General features: G+C 44.1%; 15 protein-coding genes. All 15 read left to right on the top strand.

The genetic code is table 11. From position 1 onward, the window contains the following. Positions 1-628: 628 nt before the first annotated feature. Positions 629-1,441 carry an ABC transporter ATP-binding protein gene (locus tag QUB37_RS18365; RefSeq protein WP_333164612.1) on the top strand — a complete coding sequence of 271 codons (813 nt, stop codon included), beginning with the start codon at positions 629-631 and terminating at the stop codon, positions 1,439-1,441. 171 nt (positions 1,442-1,612) lie between these two features. Further along, on the top strand, positions 1,613-2,350 hold the full coding sequence (locus QUB37_RS18360; protein ID WP_333164609.1) for an ABC transporter ATP-binding protein: 738 nt from the start codon (positions 1,613-1,615) through the stop codon (positions 2,348-2,350). Further along, the gene (locus QUB37_RS18355) at positions 2,347-3,207 is read left to right on the top strand and encodes an EamA family transporter (protein WP_333164606.1); all 861 of its coding nucleotides are present in this window, start codon (positions 2,347-2,349) and stop codon (positions 3,205-3,207) included. The genes QUB37_RS18360 and QUB37_RS18355 overlap by 4 nt, the downstream gene beginning before the upstream one ends. A 190-nt stretch (positions 3,208-3,397) precedes the next feature. After that, positions 3,398-7,219 (top strand): cobaltochelatase subunit CobN, encoded by a 3,822-nt coding sequence (cobN, locus tag QUB37_RS18350; RefSeq protein WP_333164604.1) that lies wholly within the window; start codon positions 3,398-3,400, stop codon positions 7,217-7,219. 45 nt (positions 7,220-7,264) lie between these two features. Beyond that, the gene (locus QUB37_RS18345) at positions 7,265-8,374 is read left to right on the top strand and encodes an AAA family ATPase (RefSeq protein WP_333164602.1); all 1,110 of its coding nucleotides are present in this window, start codon (positions 7,265-7,267) and stop codon (positions 8,372-8,374) included. Then, positions 8,374-9,069: a DUF3226 domain-containing protein gene (locus QUB37_RS18340; protein WP_333164600.1), complete on the top strand. Its 696-nt coding sequence runs from the start codon at positions 8,374-8,376 to the stop codon at positions 9,067-9,069. The genes QUB37_RS18345 and QUB37_RS18340 overlap by 1 nt, the downstream gene beginning before the upstream one ends. Before the next feature lie 41 nt (positions 9,070-9,110). Beyond that, positions 9,111-10,769 carry a hypothetical protein gene (locus QUB37_RS18335; RefSeq protein ID WP_333164597.1) on the top strand — a complete coding sequence of 553 codons (1,659 nt, stop codon included), beginning with the start codon at positions 9,111-9,113 and terminating at the stop codon, positions 10,767-10,769. A gap of 347 nt (positions 10,770-11,116) precedes the next feature. Continuing rightward, a complete protein-coding gene (locus QUB37_RS18330; RefSeq protein ID WP_333164594.1) occupies positions 11,117-12,037 on the top strand; it encodes an NAD(+) kinase in 921 nt (306 codons plus the stop codon). Positions 12,038-12,198: 161 nt separating this feature from the next. Next, positions 12,199-12,684 (top strand): hypothetical protein, encoded by a 486-nt coding sequence (locus QUB37_RS18325; RefSeq protein WP_333164591.1) that lies wholly within the window; start codon positions 12,199-12,201, stop codon positions 12,682-12,684. 169 nt (positions 12,685-12,853) lie between these two features. Then, positions 12,854-14,890: a carbamoyltransferase gene (locus tag QUB37_RS18320; RefSeq protein ID WP_333164589.1), complete on the top strand. Its 2,037-nt coding sequence runs from the start codon at positions 12,854-12,856 to the stop codon at positions 14,888-14,890. A gap of 117 nt (positions 14,891-15,007) precedes the next feature. Next, positions 15,008-15,415 (top strand): SxtJ family membrane protein, encoded by a 408-nt coding sequence (locus tag QUB37_RS18315; RefSeq protein WP_333164587.1) that lies wholly within the window; start codon positions 15,008-15,010, stop codon positions 15,413-15,415. Further along, positions 15,416-15,580 carry a DUF5989 family protein gene (locus tag QUB37_RS18310; protein ID WP_193973035.1) on the top strand — a complete coding sequence of 55 codons (165 nt, stop codon included), beginning with the start codon at positions 15,416-15,418 and terminating at the stop codon, positions 15,578-15,580. Positions 15,581-15,584: 4 nt separating this feature from the next. Then, positions 15,585-16,817 carry an SGNH/GDSL hydrolase family protein gene (locus QUB37_RS18305; RefSeq protein WP_333164584.1) on the top strand — a complete coding sequence of 411 codons (1,233 nt, stop codon included), beginning with the start codon at positions 15,585-15,587 and terminating at the stop codon, positions 16,815-16,817. Positions 16,818-16,830: 13 nt separating this feature from the next. After that, complete coding sequence (locus QUB37_RS18300) at positions 16,831-18,156, top strand: hypothetical protein (RefSeq protein ID WP_333164582.1); 1,326 nt, start codon at positions 16,831-16,833, stop codon at positions 18,154-18,156. Positions 18,157-18,162: 6 nt separating this feature from the next. After that, positions 18,163-19,497, top strand: a complete 1,335-nt coding sequence (locus QUB37_RS18295; RefSeq protein ID WP_333452499.1) for a hypothetical protein — start codon at positions 18,163-18,165, stop codon at positions 19,495-19,497. The last annotated feature ends 13 nt before the right edge of the window (positions 19,498-19,510 follow it).

Here is a 19,510-nt window from a genome sequence, read left to right as displayed (position 1 = left end):
TACGATCTGAAAAATCGCATCCTCAATTTTATTAACTACTTTAATCAAACAATGGCAAAGCCTTTTAAGTGGACATATAAGGGTAAAGTCTTGGCGGCCTAATAGTCTGTGTATTTACGCCGAGCTGTACTAGGGAGTAGTCTTCCTGTCTCTTTTTTTCGCTTTAGTAGTGCCTGTACGGTACTTTTACTGACTTGAAATCTTTCTGCTACTTTCCGAATAGAGGTGTTACCTGCTTCTCCTTGTGTTAATGATCTTTTGACGCATATCTAGGGAGTAGGGTTTCATTTTTCTCTTTCTTACCACCTCTAATATTGTACCTAATCGTTAAGCAAAGTGCTGTATTTTGAGCCAAGAACAACCAAGGGTATAGTAGAAATAATTAATAACAAATTAAAGTTGTTGAAAATGTGTGATTTTGGGTTAAAAAATTTTATTAAGTTTAAAATACGTGATTTACTTCTTTGGCATTTTCTTAATGATGTAGCACAGTAAGTACGGAAGAACCGATATCTCCATGACCTGTGTAAACATAAAAATTTTGGCAAACTATTGCTTGATTTTCCTCTACTTTCATTTATACTTAAGTCTAAGGCATAATTAGATAATCACTATTTTATCATATTTGATGATTTCCGAACCCCTTACCCTCTCAACAAGCACTCCTGTTTTAGCAGCCAAAGGATTAACTCGTCGTTTTGGTGGTTTAATTGCTGTAAACAACGTATCTTTTACAGTTGAAAAACACGAAATTTTTGGATTGATTGGCCCTAATGGTGCGGGCAAGACAACTCTATTTAATCTCATGACTGGACTGATACCTGCTTCTAGTGGCAACCTGATTTATCAAAATGAAAATATTTCCCAATTGAAGCCTTATCAGATTGCCAATAAAGGTATTGCCAGAACTTTTCAAAATATCCGGTTGTTTGGGGAACTTTCTGCTGTGGAAAATGTGGCGATCGCCCGACACATCCACAGTCGATCGGGAAATCCAGTTTTATCGGTGCTGGCGGGGGTTTTCGGCTTGCCAGCATCTAATGCAATGGAACGCAAAACTCAGCGAAAAGCCTTAGAATTGTTGGATTTAGTCGGATTGGGCGATCGCGCGGGCGAACAAGCCAAAAACTTGCCCTACGGCGACCAGAGGCGCTTAGAAATTGCCCGCGCTTTAGCCTTAGAACCGCAAATACTCTTGTTAGATGAACCTGCGGCAGGGATGAATCCCAGTGAAAAGCACAAATTAAGCGAATTTATCCGAGAAGTACGCCAACAATTCAATTTAACTGTAATATTGATCGAGCATCATGTACCGCTAGTTATGGGGTTGTGCGATCGAATTGCTGTCTTGCATTTTGGTCAGCTTATTGCTTTGGGAGAACCTGCTTTTGTGAGGAATGACCCGGCGGTAATTGAGGCTTATTTGGGAGATGAAACGTAGAGAATCTAAATGTTTACCAGGCTGGGGCGGGAAACGAGTAAAATCAATAGTTGGCCTTACATTAATCTTCCAGTCCTCTTAAGAAAAGTTCAGCTAGGAGTCAAGGGTTGAAACCCCTGGCAGACTGCGGAAAAAGAGACAGTTTTGTTGTCAACAATCAAACCACATAAAATGCACGACAGCGCATCCAACACCACCCCAAACATCCTCTTAGAACTCAAAAATGTTTCTGTAAATTATGGTGGAATTCAAGCCATACAAAATATTAATCTCATGATTAATGCAGGCGAGGTTGTAAGTCTCATCGGCGCCAACGGTGCGGGCAAAAGTACCACATTGAGAGCTATTTCTAAAATAGTTAATTTGCGACAAGGACAAATTATTTATAGCGGGCGCGATATTAGCCGCCGCCAAGCTCACGAAGTTGTAAAATTGGGAATCGCCCACAGTCCAGAAGGGCGGCGGGTTTTGGCGCAGCAAACGGTGTTGACTAACTTGGAATTGGGGGCCTATATTCGATCGGACTCGGTGGCCGTAAAAGCCGATTTAGAGCGCCAATTTGAGATATTTCCGCGCCTAGCAGAAAGGCGCCGCCAGCTAGCAGGAACTCTCAGCGGCGGGGAACAGCAAATGCTGGCGATCGCCCGCGCTCTGATGAGTCGCCCGAAGCTGCTATTATTAGACGAGCCTAGTTTAGGCTTAGCACCTGCGATCGTCAAAGAAATTTTTGCAATTATTCAAAACCTCCGCTCCACAGGCGTTACAATCCTTTTAGTCGAACAAAACGCCAGTTTAGCACTGCAAATTGCCGATCGGGGTTACGTACTAGAAGCTGGTAATATTACCCTCACAGGTATTGGAACGGATTTGCTAAACGACGAGCGAGTCAGGAGCGCATATTTAGGTTGACTTGGTTAATTTTTGGAATCTTGACCGCTTTCTTTGAAGCCGTCAAAGACGTTTTTGGCAAACAAAACCTCAAAAAAAGTGACGAATATGTTGTAGCTTGGTCTCTCTCATTTTTTTCAGTCATCTTTTTGATTCCCTGGGTATTTTATACAGGAATTCCGCCATTAAACTCTCAATTTTGGCTCGCTCTATTAATCGGAGGTAGCATCAACGCTGTCACATCCCTCCTCTACATCAAAGCCATCAAAGTATCAGATTTATCCCTGACACTACCGCTGGTAGCTTTGACACCATTATTCATGTTGGTAACTTCACCGTTAATTGTCGGTGAATATCCAAAACTTTTTGACTATATTGGCATTTTACTAATCGTAGCAGGCTCTTATTTATTAAATATAAAAGAGAAACATAAAGGATATTTAGCCCCATTTAAAGCACTGCTGGAGAAGCCGGGGCCCAAATTGATGTTAATCGTCGCATTACTATGGAGTATTGCCTCCAATTTTGACAAAATAGGAGTTACAAATTCATCCCCTATTTTTTGGGTATTCTCTTTGTTTGGTACAATCACTGTTTTGCTACTACCAGTTTTATTGTACAAAACCCCAAATTCAGGAGAAAAAATTCTCAAACAATTACCCATGCTAGCTGCTATGGGGTCTTTCAATGCTATTGCAGTGCTTTTTCAAATGCAAGCTTTGACATTAACTTTGGTAGTGCAAGTGATCGCGATTAAGCGTACTAGCGTGTTAATGGGTGTATTGTTCGGTCATTTCATTTTTAAGGAAAAAGATATTCAAGAAAGATTATTAGGGGCGGGAATAATGATTTTGGGAGTTTTATTTATCAGTTTATAGGTTGATATTTCCGGGACTTTGACGCTCATTCTCCCCCCGAATGTAGGGGCGGTTCCCCCGTGTCCCCCTCTCTCGGTTGGGCGGGAATGTCCGGGTTGGCAAACACGCCCTAGCCTTTATTTATGTATAAGTCATGTTATAGTAAAGGCGATCGCACTTTCTCTCACTATTTATTAAGATAAAAAAATTAATGCACAAAATAGCCGCCACACCCGGAGGTTGGAACCCTCAAGCAGAAGGAGTAATTTTTATTCAGCAAACCCCAGCACCAATAGTATTTATTAGTGCTGCTGACACCGACATTCAAACTCTCACAGCCGCCGCCTCCAAAATGCCGGCCAAATTTCCCAAAGTGCGTGCAGTAAACCTGCTTCAGTTGCAGCAACAACTAACAATTGATACTTATGCCGAGGAAGTTTTAGAAAGCGCAGAGGTCATAATCTTAAGACTTTTAGGAGGGCGTTCTTATTGGTCTTACGGGTTAGAAATTCTGCGGGAAACTGTGCAGAAAACTAACGCATCACTGATTGTAATGCCGGGAGAAGACAGTCCCGACCCCGATTTAATCAGCCATTCCAATGTATCGCTGTCAGCAGTCAATCAACTTTGGCGCTATTTCACAGAAGGTGGAGTCCAAAACTTTGTTAACGCACTAAAATTTGCCGCCGATACTTGCCTAAAAACTGCTTATAATCCGCCCCTACCTCAAACAGTTTCCCGCGTCGGAATTTATGATTGGAAAAAACAAATTGAATCGTCCCCAACTTGCGGACACGGGGGCATTACTTCTCAATCTAAAGTCGGGATTTTATTTTATCGCGCTCATTACTTATCAGGAAACTTAGCACCAATTGATGCACTTTGTCAAGCTCTAGCAGAGCGAAACTTAGTCCCTGTTCCCGTCTTTGTGTCTTCTCTGCGGGAACCAGATTTGCAAATAGAATTGCTGGAATATTTTCAACCCAAAGAATCAGAACCAATTCAATTATTGCTCAACACTACAAGTTTTGCAGTCTCCGGTTTTAGCAGCCAAGAACCGGAACAAAATAGTTTAAAATCCTTAGATGTCCCTGTATTGCAAGCAATCTTCAGCGGTGGCGGTTTGGAACAGTGGGAAACTGAATTACAGGGACTTTCGCCCCGCGATGTGGCGATGAATGTAGCATTGCCGGAAGTAGACGGAAAAATCATTACTAGGGCTGTTTCTTTTAAAGCGGTACAGACTTGGAACAGCGAATTAGAAACAGATGTAGTAGGCTATGTAGCAGCGGGCGATCGCATTCAATTTGTAGCAGATTTAACCGCGAATTGGGTGAAAATGAAACAAACCCCAGCCGCCAACAGACGCATCGCCATAATTCTGGCAAATTACCCCACTCGCAACGCCCGCTTAGCCAACGGCGTCGGCTTAGATACGCCCGCTAGCTGTGTCGAAATCCTCAAAGCTATGCAGCAAGCTGGCTATCACATTGAAAACTTCCCCGCTAGCGGCAACGAGTTAATTGAACTCCTGACTTCGGGCGTGACAAATGACCCGGAAGGACGCGAATTGCGGCCTGTTCATCAATCTTTGGATTTGGCAGAATATGAAGAATATTTTGCTAGTTTGCCGCAGCAAGTACAGGATGGGATTTGTAAAAGATGGGGGCTTCCGGGAAGCTATGCACAAGATTTTATAAGTAACAATGGGTCTTTTCCGATTCCCGGAATTCAGTTCGGTAATGTATTTGTAGGAATTCAACCATCGCGAGGATACGAACTTGACCCTGCATTAAATTATCACGCCCCTGACTTAGAACCTACCCACAATTATCTAGCTTACTATTATTGGTTGCGAGAAAAGTTGGGGATTGACGCTATAATTCATGCCGGAAAACACGGTAATTTAGAATGGCTTCCTGGGAAAAGTATAGCATTGTCTAACAAATGTTATCCAGAAGTAGCATTAGGCGCGATGCCGAATTTTTATCCCTTCATTGTCAACGATCCGGGGGAAGGTTCCCAAGCAAAAAGACGATCGCAAGCTGTGATTATCGACCATCTGACACCGCCGATGACTCGCGCCGAACTCTACGGGCCTTTGCAGCAGTTGGAAACCTTAATTGATGAGTATTGCGAAGCCCAAAGTTTAGATCCGTCCAGATTGCCGATGATTCGCGATCGCATTCTCGCCCTCACCAACAAAGAAAACTTAGATAAAGACTTAGGAATACAACTAAATAAATCGGAATTTACAGAATTTATTACTCGCACAGACGGCTATCTTTGCGAACTCAAAGAATCCCAAATTCGCGACGGATTGCACATTTTCGGTCAGTGTCCCGAAGGTAGACAGTTGAGAGATTTGATAATTGCGATCGCCCGCCATCCCACCAACGGGCGATCGGGCTTAACCCGCGCCCTAGCAGAAGACTCAGGCTACGATTTCGACCCTTTAACCTGCGATCCAACCTCGATTATTCAGCACGCCACAGCCGGCGATTTAACAGCCGAACTCGAACAAAAAGCCGCTGAGTTAGTAGATGATTTAATTAAAAACATCCGCGTCAATCCGCGTTCATCTGCGGTCACAAATTCCCCAGTAGGAGAAGCAACTAAACAAGAATTAGACTGGATAAATAACTATCTTTTACCTTCCTTACTCCAAACAAACCAAGAAATTACCAACCTTTTGCGCGGACTAGATGGGCGGCACATACCAAGCGGCGCATCCGGCGCGCCCACTCGCGGCAGACCAGATGTATTGCCCACAGGTCGCAATTTTTACTCAGTAGATATCCGCGCCATTCCCACAGAAACCGCCTGGAGAGTTGGCAGAGTTGCTGCTGAAAATTTAATCGAAAGATACACCCAAGAAAATGGCGAATATCCGAAAACTTTGGGTTTGTCAGTGTGGGGAACATCCACCATGCGGACGGGGGGAGACGACATCGCCGAAGCCTTGGCACTGATAGGAGTTCAACCAGTTTGGGATGGCCCTTCTCGCCGGGTTGTAGATTTTGAAATCTTGCCAGTTTCTGTTTTGGGGCGGCCGCGTGTTGATGTTACTTTGCGAATTTCTGGCTTTTTTCGCGATGCTTTTTTTAATTTAATTGATTTGTTTGACAGTGCGGTAAAAGCGGTGGCAGATTTAGACGAATCGGCAGAAAATAATCCTTTAGCGGCACAAGTTCAAGCAGAGATTCAGTATTGGGAATCTACAGGTTTGAGTCAGGAAGAGGCGCAAGGGCGATCGCAATTCCGAGTCTTTGGCTCAAAACCCGGTGCTTACGGCGCAGGACTTCAAGGCATAATTGAAGCTCAAAACTGGACAGACGACAGCGATTTAGCAAAAGCTTACATTAATTGGAGCAGTTACGCCTATACCTCCTCTAGTTCCTCAAATTTGCCGGGAGATGTAGCAGGAGTTAAACAGAGTGAATGGGGGTGTTCTGCACCCGAAGCATTTGAACAACGCCTCGGCCAAATGCAAATAGTTTTGCAAAACCAAGACAACCGCGAACACGACATCCTCGACTCCGACGATTATTATCAATTCCAAGGGGGAATGACGGCCGCCATTCGCAATTTGCAAGGCAAAAATCCTGAAACCTATTTCGGAGACAACTCGATTCCTGAGAATCCGAAAGTGCGACAACTGCGAGAAGAAATGGCGCGGGTTTACCGCAGCAGGGCTGTGAATCCCAAATGGATAGAAGGTGCGATGCGACACGGTTATAAAGGCGCGTTTGAAATTGCAGCAACTGTTGATTTTTTGTTTGCTTACGATGCTACGGCAAATTGTGTAGAGGATTTTATGTATGAAGGAATCGCAGAGGCTTACATTTTTGATGAGAAAGTGCAGACATTTATTCAAGAAAACAATCCTTGGGCATTGCGAGATATGGCGGAAAGATTGCTAGAAGCTCGTCAGCGGGGGTTATGGCAGAGTGCGAACCAGGATACATTGGATAAATTGAGGTCGATCGCCCTGCAAGCCGAAGCAGTCATTGAATCTCATACTGGTTTCTAGTCTGAACGGAGAAATGATACAATATAGTTAATATCCGAGGAATCCATGTTGCGCGATCTCACCATCCAAAATTATCGCTGTTTTAAAGATTTTCATATCGACGAGCTAGCTAGGGTTAATCTGATAGTCGGTCAGAACAATAGCGGTAAAACTACTTTTTTGGAAGCCATTTATTTATTAGTTAATGAAGGAAACATTCAGTTTCTACTTGAGGTGCTAAAAAGCAGAGGTGAACTAACAGTCGAGCCTTCTAGACAAAGAAATGGCGAAGTCGTTTCTCAGCATCATTATCAGATTTTACATATTTTTTACGGTCATCAACTTAATAACTTCGATGGGGCTATTCATATCCGCTCTACAAAAGAGCATCCGCTCTCATTAAAAATTGAGCCTGATCCTATTCCCCAGCAACTTGCACTTCCTGGATTAGAGGATTTAGTTGCAGGTGGAGATTTATTCGGTGAGCTAGTTGTTTCATACGGACAGTATACCAAAATAACAATTCCTATCCGTACTGATGGAACTATAGGCGATTCGCGTTACTTGCGGTTGGGCAACACATCTAAGTTAGTTTTTCCTATAGGGAGCAGCAATCAAAATTATTTTCTAACAACCACTAATAAAAGCTTTGCGCAACTGTCTGTACTGTGGGATAGAATAACACTCACACCGAAAGAACAAAGTGTAGTAGAAGCATTGCAAATTCTGGAGCCTGATGTGGAACGGATTAGTTTCACGAGTCGCCAGACTTATAATAGTGGTATTTTGCTTAAACTTCGGGGCCAGCCTCACCCAGTTCCTCTAGGCAGTATGGGAGATGGTATGCGACGAATTATTAATATAGCAATGGCAGCCGTATCATCAGAAAATGGTTTTTTGCTAGTCGATGAAATTGATACAGGTCTTTACTATCAAACCCAAACTGATATGTGGCGATTGATATTTGAAACAGCACAGCGATTGAACGTTCAAGTCTTTGCAACTACCCACAGTTGGGATTGTATAGCCGCATTTCAAGAAGCCTTAGAACAGTCAGAAGATAGTTCTGTTGGCAAATTATTTCGCTTGAGTCGGCGCGGTGATGATATTCGTGCAGTTGAATACACTCCCGATGAATTGTCCGTTGCAGTGCGCCAAAGTATCGAGGTGCGCTAATGCCAAAAGCACGAAAACCTCCTCAACCAAAACCTCAACAGTTATTGGTAGAAGGTAAGAATGACCGACACGTAATCTGGGCTTTGTGCCAGCAATATCAACTGCCAGAAACATTTTCCGTCGAAGTACCGCAAGAAGAAGGTAGAGAAGGAAGTACAGAAGGAGTTGAAGCGCTGCTAAATGGCTTGCCAGAAAGATTGAAAGCAGAGAATTTACGCACCTTGGGAATTGTGGTAGATGCCGATCGCAATTTAAGTGGGCGGTGGCAATCTCTTAAAGATAAACTGAGTTCGATCGGCTATCGAGACATCCCCCAATCTCCCCCTCCCGAAGGCTGGGTTTGCACACCTTCAGATCCATACTTGCCTCGCGTCGGAGTTTGGTTGATGCCAAACAATCAACTTCCTGGAATGTTAGAAGATTTTGTCGCCTATCTCATCCCCCCTGGCGACACCCTGCATCCGAAAGCCGAAGCAATTTTACAAGAGATCGAACAAGCCGGACTTAACCGCTACACTTTAATTCATCATCCCAAAGCGCTAATCCACACTTGGCTGGCATGGCAGAAAACGCCTGCAATGCCGATGGGACAAGCAATAACAGCGCAGGTGCTTAGCTGCGATGGCCCGATCGCCTTAATTTTTATTGAATGGTTAAAACATCTGTTTGAGCTAATTGCTCGATCCGCCGAATAATGAGTAATATCTAGTAATGTTTCGCGATCGCTGAAAGCTTTATGATTCGCCGCTACATTGCTAGCATCAGCACCAGCATCTTAAAACGTACCTGCGCCGCAGCCGCTGTATTAGCCGTAACTTTGGGATGTTCGTCAACGAAGCCGCCCAACTCCGCAGCGCCATCGGGTTCGATCGAATCCGCCGTCCTAGCGCAGTCTTCAACGTCTCTGTTAGCTCAAAACTCCAACAAAACCAAAAAATCCCTCAGCGTTCCCTCATGCCCGCAAAACGATGCCTTCACGGAGTCAGTTAACTTTGCCACCCAAGCTTCTAATTTGGCTCAATCCGCCAATTCAAAACAAGACTGGGACGAAGTAGCCGCCCTGTGGGTGCAGGCCGTCGCTTGGATGCAAGCGGTTCCCCCCGGCAGTCCCAGACGGGCGTTTGCGGAGAAAAAAGTAATCGAGTACATGAGAAACCTGGTTTATTCCCAGCAGCAAGCGAGCGCAACCAGATCGCAAGCCAGTACAGTCAGCTTCAGCAGCGATTTACTCAACGAACAACTCGAACTTTACCTATCCTACGTTGCTACCGTCGGCCCACCAGATGTTTTGATTGTCGGCAGTTCCCGCGCATTGCAGGGCGTCGATCCCAAACAGCTAAAACAATCTTTGGCCCAAAGAGGTCGGCGGGGCTTAAAAGTATTTAACTTTTCAGTCAACGGCGCAACTGCACAAGTAGTTGACTTTCAACTGCGGCGGCTTTTGAAGCCCGGTCATTTGCCTCAAATGATTATCTGGGCAGACGGCGTGCGGGCATTTAACAGCGGCCGGGACGATCGCACTTTTAATTCGATCGTCGATTCTGAAGGCAGCCAACTTTTAGCAGCAGGCATTCGCCCCGAACTGCTGTCCGATGAATTCAACGAGATTCCGATGTGTTACAGATTCCCGCAGCCCTGCGCTAACAACAATTTCCGCAAAGCATTTACCTCTGTAGATCAACCTTTCAAGGGCGGGCAAGATGCCCATCCCCTATTCCCCACAATCAAATCCCTGTCTAGTGGAACGGGCAAACTGCCCGTTGCTAACACCCAACCCACAATCCAATTCCTGTCTAGTGGAATCGGCAAACTCCCCGTTGCTGAGAATGCTGCAAGATATGAGTTAAAACCGATCGCAGCGGATGCAGCAACCCCTCAAGCACAATTGATTCCAGTCTCGCGGCCGACAACAGTAGCCATCAGACAACTCAACCAATTGGCAGATTCGATCGACTCCAACGGATTCATGGCTATGTCGGGCAAGTACAATCCCAACACTTATTATCGACAACGCGCTTACGTTTCAGGCCAGTACGATCGCGACTACGAAAACTTCAACCTCGGAGGCAAACAAGCAACAGCCTTTAATTCAGTTGTAGCATTTACCAAAGCTCGCAAAATTCCCCTGATTTTCGTTAATTTGCCCCTCACCAATGACTACTTAGACGGAACCCGCCTGCGGGCAGAACAGCAGTTCCGGCAGCGAATGCAGCAACTCTCCCGGCAAAAAGGCTTCGCTTTCCGCGACTTGTCGCAGCGGTGGCCGGGCCGCAATGACTATTTTGTTGACCCCAGCCACCTCAACCGCTTTGGGGCGATCGCAGTTTCTAGCCTACTCGCTGCCGATTCCAGCATTATCTGGCCACGGCCCAAATCCAGCCGCAGCGACGGGTGAAGGAAGTTCGGCAACGGATTCTGTAACGGATGTAACGGATGTAACGGATGTAACGGATGTCAGGAAGAAGGAAGATGTGGAAATGCAGTCATAATATTTCTTATTCCCGGCTTTCTTTTTACCAGGCAAATCCTGGTAACGCCGATCCACAGGCTCTGCCTCGCAATGCTCAAAAATAGTTTAAAATCTAACCTGATGTCCAAAATCAATTTGTGCGATCGAACATTTTAAGATATTTCACTCAGCCTAAAATCTAACAATCAAAAATCCAAAATCGATAGATTGTGAGATCACTCTAAAATCTAACAATCGAAAATCTAAAATCTAAAATCTAAAATCGATAGGTTGTGCAACTAAAACAAGTAATTATCGCCCACAAAGCCAGAGATACCCTCAGCCAGCGGTGGGCAGAACAGTGTGCCCGCCAATTAGAAAGTCGCGGGTGTCAGGTTTTAATGGGGCCCAGTGGCCCCAAAGATAACCCGTATCCGGTGTTTTTAGCTTCTATTAACAGCCCAATTGATTTAGCGGTGGTGCTGGGCGGCGACGGTACGGCCCTAGCTGCCGCGCGGAATTTGGCTGCTGACGGCATCCCGATTTTGGCAGCGAATGTGGGGGGACATCTGGGTTTTTTAACCGAGTCTTTTGAGGATTTCCAAAATACTGAGGAGATTTGGGACAGACTTTCGGAAGATAGGTATGCTGTGCAGAAGCGGATGATGTTGCAGGCAACAGTTTTTGAGGGAAACAGAAGCAATCTCGAACCCCAAAGCGATCGATTTTTGGCACTAAATGAAATGTGTGTCAAACCTGCTTCAGCCGATCGAATGCCGAGCTGTATTCTAGAAATGGAAGTTGACGGCGAAGTAGTCGATCAATATCAAGGCGACGGTTTAATTGTGGCAACTCCCACCGGTTCGACTTGCTACACTGCATCTGCCAACGGGCCGATTATGCACTCAGGAATGGAGGCGATCGCAGTTACTCCGATTTGCCCTTTGAGTTTATCCAGTCGCGCGATCGTCCTGCCGCCCGGTTCAGTCGTCAGCATTTGGCCTTTAGCAGATTACGAACTCAGTACCAAACTTTGGACAGACGGGATTTTGGGTACGGCAATTTGGCCAGGACAGCGCGTAGACGTGCGGAGGGCAGACTGCGAAGCCAAGTTTATCATTTTGCGGGAAAACTATTCTTATTTCAACACTTTGAGGGAAAAACTTCACTGGGCAGGAGCCAGAATTCGGTACAGCAACAATCACCGCAATTAATCCCAATCATGCACAATGAAACTGCATTAAGCCTTGGGACAGGTAAGCGTAAAAAAAACTGTTAACTCACCAACAATCTAGGTACAAAAACCGCCATCAGCCAACCCATAATCTCTGTACTTTGTTAAGATCGCTCAATATCTTGACAAACAGCCTGATCTATGCAGATTTCCAAAAAATCAACCCGACCTTTCAACCCTCAAGATACATATCCCTGTCCCGTGTGCCGCACCGGTCAAATTTCCACCCTAGCACTGATGGACGCGCTAGCTTGCAACTTCTGCCAGCACATTTATACCGCAAGCGTTGAAAGACAATCGCTCCAAATGGCCGATCGCCAACCGCCCGTAACTTGGCACTGGAACGGCAAACAGTGGATAGGATCCCACCTCGAAGGCGTAGAATTCGGATGGCCCTACTTGGCAGCGGCTGTTGGTCTAATTTTCCTTCCCACTACCTTGCTGGGACTTTCAGCTTACTATTTTCCCCCGGTTCCCGGCAGCCGGTTGTCGTGGCTGCCCGCAGCTTGGACAGGCTTAGCTTTTTTGTCGCATTTAGGCATTGTGCTGTGGTTGGTAGGTGAATTTTATCAATTCCCGGTCGTCACTTACTTCAGAGCTTGGGGGCGCAGGATAAGCCGGCGCTAGCTTAAATGCTCTCTAACAGCCGATCGTCCGAGGGCAGCCCACCGACATCGATCCAGGTAAAATTAGAGGCGATCGCAAAATTCAATTCCCAATCAGCACTGAAGCAGCTATAATCGTTAGCTATTCTAAATAGTCAAAAGCAAACGCATTGCGATTTGTGAGGAGAGCGATGAACATACTTGGAATCTCGGCGTACTATCACGACAGCGCCGCAGCCTTAATTCGCGACGGAGAAATTATAGCAGCAGCGCAGGAAGAAAGATTTTCCCGCAAAAAGCATGACGCCAGATTCCCTAAGAATGCGATCGCTTATTGCTTGAAAGAAGCGCAAATAGATTTGCGGGAAGTCGATCAAATAGTCTTTTACGACAAACCTTTAGTCAAATTCGAGCGCCTTCTCGAAACCTATTTATCCTACGCACCCCAAGGTTTTCGCTCTTTCCTAGCCGCCATGCCGATATGGCTCAAAGAAAAGCTTTACCTCAAAACCATGCTCAAAAGAGATCTGGCAGCAATAGCAAACTGCAAAACGAATAAACTGCCATCTCTGCTATTTACCGAACATCACCAATCCCACGCAGCATCGGCATTTTTCCCCAGCCCGTTTCAAAAAGCAGCCGTTTTGTGCCTCGACGGCGTGGGCGAGTGGGCCACAACCTCAGTTTGGTTGGGAGACGGGAACCAACTTACACCTCAGTGGGAAATCGATTTTCCTCACTCCTTGGGTTTGCTTTATTCAGCTTTCACCTATTACACCGGCTTCAAAGTCAACTCTGGCGAATACAAACTCATGGGTTTAGCTCCTTATGGCGAACCCAAGTATGTAGACAAAATTCTCAACTATTTAATCGACCTCAAAGATGACGGAACTTTCCGTTTGAACATGGATTATTTCAACTATACAGTTGGCTTAACCATGACAAACAAGAAGTTTGACGAACTGTTTGAAGGGCCGCCGCGTCAAGCTGAAGGAAAATTGACTCAGCGAGAAATGGACATTGCAGCTTCCATTCAAGTTGTTACCGAAGAAGTTGTTTTGCGGTTGTGCAGAACAGTTAAAAAAGAATTGGATGTTGATTATCTTTGTATGGCCGGCGGCGTTGCTCTCAACTGTGTTGCTAACGGCAGACTCTTGCGGGAAGGTATTTTCAAAGATATTTGGATTCAGCCGGCAGCGGGAGATGCTGGCGGTGCTTTGGGCGCGGCTTTGGCGATTTGGTATCAGTATTGCGAACAAACTCGCACTGTGAGCGCGAACTCGACACCAACAAATAGTATAGAATCCCTCAAAACTGAACTTATCACTACAAACGCAGCGGTTGAGGAGAGGACTGAAGTTCTCACTGCAAACCAAGCGGTGGCAACTGTGGCAGCGGTTGAGAAGAGGACTGAAGTTCTCACTACAAACGAAGCGGTGGCAACTGTGGCGAAGTCAGTTGCTCATTTAACTTGTCACGACCAAATGCGGGGCTCTTATTTGGGCCCGAAGTTTACTGACGCAGAAATTATCGAATATTTGGATGCTGTCAAAGCCAGCTATCACCGATTGGACGATGCCGAATTAATGCCGCAGTTGGCGGAAATTTTGGAACAGGGAAATGTGGTGGGATGGTTCCAGGGGCGGATGGAATTTGGGCCGCGGGCTCTGGGCGGTCGATCGATCATTGGCGATCCCCGCAGTGCTAAAATGCAGTCCGTGATGAACCTGAAAATTAAATATCGGGAATCATTTCGACCTTTTGCGCCGTCAATCTTAGCCGAACGAGTTGCGGATTATTTCGAGATTGACCATTCTAGCCCTTATATGCTATTAGTAGCACCTGTCAAAACCAGTCTCCGTATTCCGATGACTCCCGAACAAGAGCAGTTGTTTGGCATTGAAAAGCTCAACATTCCGCGATCGGAGATTCCGGCTGTCACCCACGTCGATTACTCGGCTCGCATTCAAACTGTTCACAAAGAAACCAATCCTCGCTACTATGACTTAATCAGCCATTTTGAAAAGCGATCGGGCTGTTCTATTGTGGTAAATACTTCTTTCAACGTTCGAGGCGAACCCATTGTTTGCACTCCAGAGGATGCTTACCGCTGTTTCATGCGAACCGAAATGGACTATCTGGTTTTGGAAAATTACTTGCTTCCCAAGTCCGAACAAATTCCTTGGAAACAAGATGATGCTTGGAAAAATGAATTTGAACTAGATTAATTATTAGTAAGTTGGCAGTGGGCAGTTGTGAGTTGTTAGTTGGCAATTGTCATTCTTCCTTCTTCCTTCTTCCCTCTTCCCTCTTCTTTCTTCCCTCTTCCTTCTTCCTTCTTCCCCATGAGCGACGAAATTAAAAAACTCGACAAAAAAGGCTTGCGCGATTTCGGGCTGCTAATTGGTGGCTTGATTGCAGTGCTGTTCGGTTTAGCAGTACCTCTACTGCGGCGGCATTCTCTACCTTGGTGGCCTTGGGCAATCGGCGGAGTGCTAGTGCTGCTAGGATTGGTTGCGCCGAAATCGCTGAATCCCGTTTATCACGCATGGATGCGCTTTGGACTGATTCTCAACAAAATCGAAACGCCGATCGTCTTAGGAATAGTTTTTTACCTGATAATTTGGCCGATGGGAGTTATCAAAAGCCTGTTTGGCGAAGATGCAATGCGGCGAAAACTGAATCCAAAAATGGATACTTACCGCGTCCCCAGTAAAGCAAGAACCAAAGTTAGTATGGAGCGTCCTTTTTAAGTGTTTGAAGCAACTTTAGATTTTCTCAAAGATTTGTGGGCGTTTATGAGAGAACGCCAAAAGTATTGGCTGATACCGTTAATTGTGACTTTAGTATTTTTGGGAGCTTTGATTGTATTGAGTCAGGGTTCTGTGATTGCTCCGTTTATTTACACGCTGTTTTGAAAGAATGAGCAAGTTGAAGAATTTGGGTGTCAATTTAAGTTTGACACTCTGTAGTTTATTGATGGGGGTGGTAATTGGTGAAATTGGATTGCGGGTAGCGAGGATTGAAGGCTATCCAAAAATAGGAGATTTCGTAGAGTCAGCGCCAACTCGTTTCCACACTTCCGATCCGAATTTGGGCTGGAAGCTGAAACCTGGTGCATCGGGGGAGTGGAATGAGGAAGGTGCGAGTTTTGTGCAGGTGAATAGCGAGGGTTTGCGCGATCGTGAACATACAAAAGCCAAACCTCCAAATACTTTGCGCGTTGCGGTTTTGGGCGATTCTTTCACTGAAGCAATTCACGTACCTGTGGAACAAACTTTCTGGTCAAAATTGGAACGAAAGTTAGGCAACTGCGAAGCTGTTAAGGGACGCAAAAATGTTGAGGTCATGAATTTCGGGGTGCAGGGTTACGGTACTGCTCAAGAATTGATAATGCTGCGAGAAAAAGTGTGGGATTACAATCCTGATATTGTAATTCTTGCTTTTTTTATTGGGAATGATATAATTAACAATTCGCCGCAATTGGAATACGATCGCTACCGACCATTTTTTGCTTATGATGCTAGTGGCAAGTTAGTGCCGGATATGTCTTTTCGCAATCTGGCGCCGATCGATCGCAACGAAAGAGCAGTTTCATTTGTAGACAGGATGCCCAGTTTTCTCGTCAACAATTCGCGCATTTTGCAGGTCATTAAGAAAGTAGACTTAGAAAGGAAAAAGCGCGAGTTGTCTGAGGATTTTACCACTTTAAGTACCCTGAACCTCAAGGAACCTCAAAATGCAGCTTGGGAAGAGGCTTGGAGGGTGACAGAGGGTTTGATTGTGACGATGCGGAATGAAGTCGTGCAGAAAAATGCTGATTTCTTGCTTGTGACAATCGGCGATCCGATGCAAGTTAGACCAGAGGCCCAGAGGCGAAAAAATTTTATGAGAAAGAACAACATTCAGGATTTGTTTTATCCCGATAGGCGGCTGGAAAAATTGGGCGCGCGCGAGGGTTTTCGGGTACTGAATTTATCCGAACAGATCCAAGGTTACACTGAAAAATATCAAGTCTGCGCCCACGGTTTTGAGAATTCTGTACCATGTGGAGGTCACTGGAATGAACTCGGACATCGGCTGGCTAGTATCCTGATTAACCGAAATTTGTGCGAAACATTGAAGCAGTCTCCAGTCCCCAACATACAACCGTAATCAGTCAAATTTCATGAAAGATTCAACGGCGCTTAAAAAAGGCAAAAATATATTAATTATAATCGCGGTTAATTTGGCGATCGCCTTTATTTGTCTGGAAGCTTTGTCGCTAGCTTTTTATTTTATCAACCAAAAGCAGTTTTTTTATACCCGAACTAAAGCCAAAGAAAAAGTAGTAGAAGATATTGAAAGGAGCGGCGTTAGACTTGATGAGTCTATAGTAGAAAGACTGCACCCACTTTTTGGCTATGTACTCAAACAAGGTGCTTTCACTAATGAAAAATTAAAGTTAAAAGTCAACAAACAAGGCTTTTTTTCACTGTACGAATATCCGTTTGTTAAAACCAATAAAAATCAAGTTATTATCGGAGTTTTTGGTGGCTCAGTTGCGAATAATTTTGCCGTTGATGAATACATAACTCGCAGATTGTCTAACAAATTGAAGACTTATCCAGAATTTGCAAACAAGGAAATTATTGTTTTAAATTTTGGCAATGGTGGCTACAAACAGCCCCAACAATTATTAATTTTAAATTACTTTATGGCGTTGGGTCAAGAGTTAGATTTAGTCATCAATATTGACGGTTTTAACGAAGTAGCACTGTCAAATTTAAACAACAAAGCCCAAGTAGAAATAGGAATGCCCAGCGTTCAGCACATAAAGCCTCTGACTGGTTTAGCCAACAACAACTTGTCACCGGAAGCGATGAGTTCGATCGTGCAAATTAACGAAAACAAAAAACAATTGAAGGCAGGTATTGACAAATTGCAAACTTGTCAACTTGCTTTGTGTCACGCTGTCACCTCGCTACAGGTAAAACAATTAGTCAACAATTATCAGCAAGCAGTTGTCAAGTACGATTCGCTCGTCAAACAATCCAACCCAGACACGGCAAATAGCGGTATAGTATATATTCCCAAAGCTGACTTTGTTTTGCAGGATGCCGCTGCTTTTGACAAAATGGCATCGATGTGGTACCAATCGTCGATCGGGATGAATCAAATTTTATCAAGTAGAAAGATTAAGTATTTTCACTTTATCCAGCCCAACCAGTATTATCCCACTAAGCGAGCGTTTACCGCCAAGGAAAACGAAATCGCGATCGACCAGAAGAGCCCTTACATTGAAGGTGTGAAAAAAGGTTATCCGGTATTGTTGTCCAAAGTCGGTGATTTGCAAAAAGCTGGGGTTAATGTTTTTAGCGCAGTGAATATTTTAGACAATACAAAAGAGACAGTTTACAAAGATGCCTGCTGCCACTATAATTCAGTCGGAGACGAAGTATTGGCAAACTATGTTTCTAGTTCTATTATTAAAGTAGTAAGAGAGTCGAAATAGAGGTTTATGAAAGATTTAAAATTTATCAAAAAAGGACAAGGATTTCTAAAAATTGCTTTGATTAACTTAGCGTTTTTACTGTTTTTCCTGGAACTTGGCTCCTTGGCATGGTATTTTGTCAAGCACAAGCAATTTTTCTATACTAGGGAAAAGACGCAAGATAAGTCGGCTTTAGGAATTAATTTAGAAGGAGTGCGGCTGAATCAGTCTATTGTTGAAAGGTTTCATCCTTTTTTTGGGTTTATTCAAAAACCCAGCGCTGATTTTAGACCTGGTTTTAAGGTTAACAACTACGGATTTATATCTCCTTACGATTACCCTTTGAAAAAAACCAAGAAAAATCAATTTATTATCGGAGTTTTTGGCGGTTCTGTGGCTTCTAATTATGGAGTGTTTGAAGTTCAAAACAAAATTTTACCTCAATACCTCAAGCAGCTTCCGGGTTTGAAAGATAAAGAATTTGTAATTTTGTCTTTTGCTACCGGAGGCTACAAACAACCCCAGCAATTATTAATTCTAAATTATTTTTTGGCTTTAGGACAAGAACTGGATCTGGTTGTGAATATAGATGGTTTTAATGAAGTAGCACTTTCTAACTTAAACAATAAAAATCAAGTCGATTTGGCGATGCCAAGCATTCAGCATATTTTGCCGCTGACTAGCTTGGCGAATAATAGCCTTTCTCTCAAAGCGATGAAAGCAACTATCAGAATTCAAGAAAATAAAGCTAGGATTAATCAGGGTTTGGAACGTTTGCAACACTGCTCTTTAGCTGCGTGCGATGCTTTGACTTCTGTTTATGTTCAAAATCTAGTTAATAACTATAAAACCGATGTCATTAAGTTTGAAAAAGAACGAACTAAACAACAAAAAGATGACAGTGGCAGTGTTATTTATATCAATACTAATAAGTCAGTTTTACAGGATTCAGTAGCTTTTCAAGAAATGGCGTTGAATTGGGCAAAAAGTTCAATTTTTATGCACAAAGTTCTGTCTGCTAGTAATGTACCTTATTTTCATATTCTTCAGCCTAATCAATATTATCAGACAAAAAGGGTGTTTGGTGAAGCCGAAAAGCAGATTGCTTTTAACAAGGATACTCCTTATGCTAAAGCTGTGCAAATTGGATATCCGGCTCTTTTCAAAAAGTTTCCTAATTTGGAAAAAAATAATATCAATCTAGTGAATGCTGTCAATGTTTTTGACAAGACTAAAGAGGCTGTTTATGTAGATAGCTGCTGCCACTACAATCAAGCTGGAGAGGTAGTTTTTAGCAATTATGTGGGCCGTTCTATTCTGGAATCTTTGCGGAAAGATCAGCCTAGGAGCAAAAAGAAGTAGGTCTGAAATATCC

Source organism: Microcoleus sp. AT3-A2 (assembly GCF_036705685.1).
Taxonomy (GTDB): domain Bacteria; phylum Cyanobacteriota; class Cyanobacteriia; order Cyanobacteriales; family Microcoleaceae; genus Microcoleus.
This window is presented reverse-complemented; position numbering and strand designations above follow the sequence as displayed.

Coding starts and splice junctions, on each gene's coding strand:
- cobN (WP_333164604.1), top strand. CDS start 3,398: ATGCACAAAATAGCCGCCACACCCGGAGGTTGGAACCCTCAAGCAGAA.
- QUB37_RS18325 (WP_333164591.1), top strand. CDS start 12,199: ATGCAGATTTCCAAAAAATCAACCCGACCTTTCAACCCTCAAGATACA.
- QUB37_RS18305 (WP_333164584.1), top strand. CDS start 15,585: ATGAGCAAGTTGAAGAATTTGGGTGTCAATTTAAGTTTGACACTCTGT.
- QUB37_RS18300 (WP_333164582.1), top strand. CDS start 16,831: ATGAAAGATTCAACGGCGCTTAAAAAAGGCAAAAATATATTAATTATA.
- QUB37_RS18340 (WP_333164600.1), top strand. CDS start 8,374: ATGCCAAAAGCACGAAAACCTCCTCAACCAAAACCTCAACAGTTATTG.
- QUB37_RS18345 (WP_333164602.1), top strand. CDS start 7,265: ATGTTGCGCGATCTCACCATCCAAAATTATCGCTGTTTTAAAGATTTT.
- QUB37_RS18315 (WP_333164587.1), top strand. CDS start 15,008: ATGAGCGACGAAATTAAAAAACTCGACAAAAAAGGCTTGCGCGATTTC.
- QUB37_RS18320 (WP_333164589.1), top strand. CDS start 12,854: ATGAACATACTTGGAATCTCGGCGTACTATCACGACAGCGCCGCAGCC.
- QUB37_RS18365 (WP_333164612.1), top strand. CDS start 629: ATGATTTCCGAACCCCTTACCCTCTCAACAAGCACTCCTGTTTTAGCA.
- QUB37_RS18335 (WP_333164597.1), top strand. CDS start 9,111: ATGATTCGCCGCTACATTGCTAGCATCAGCACCAGCATCTTAAAACGT.
- QUB37_RS18360 (WP_333164609.1), top strand. CDS start 1,613: ATGCACGACAGCGCATCCAACACCACCCCAAACATCCTCTTAGAACTC.
- QUB37_RS18295 (WP_333452499.1), top strand. CDS start 18,163: ATGAAAGATTTAAAATTTATCAAAAAAGGACAAGGATTTCTAAAAATT.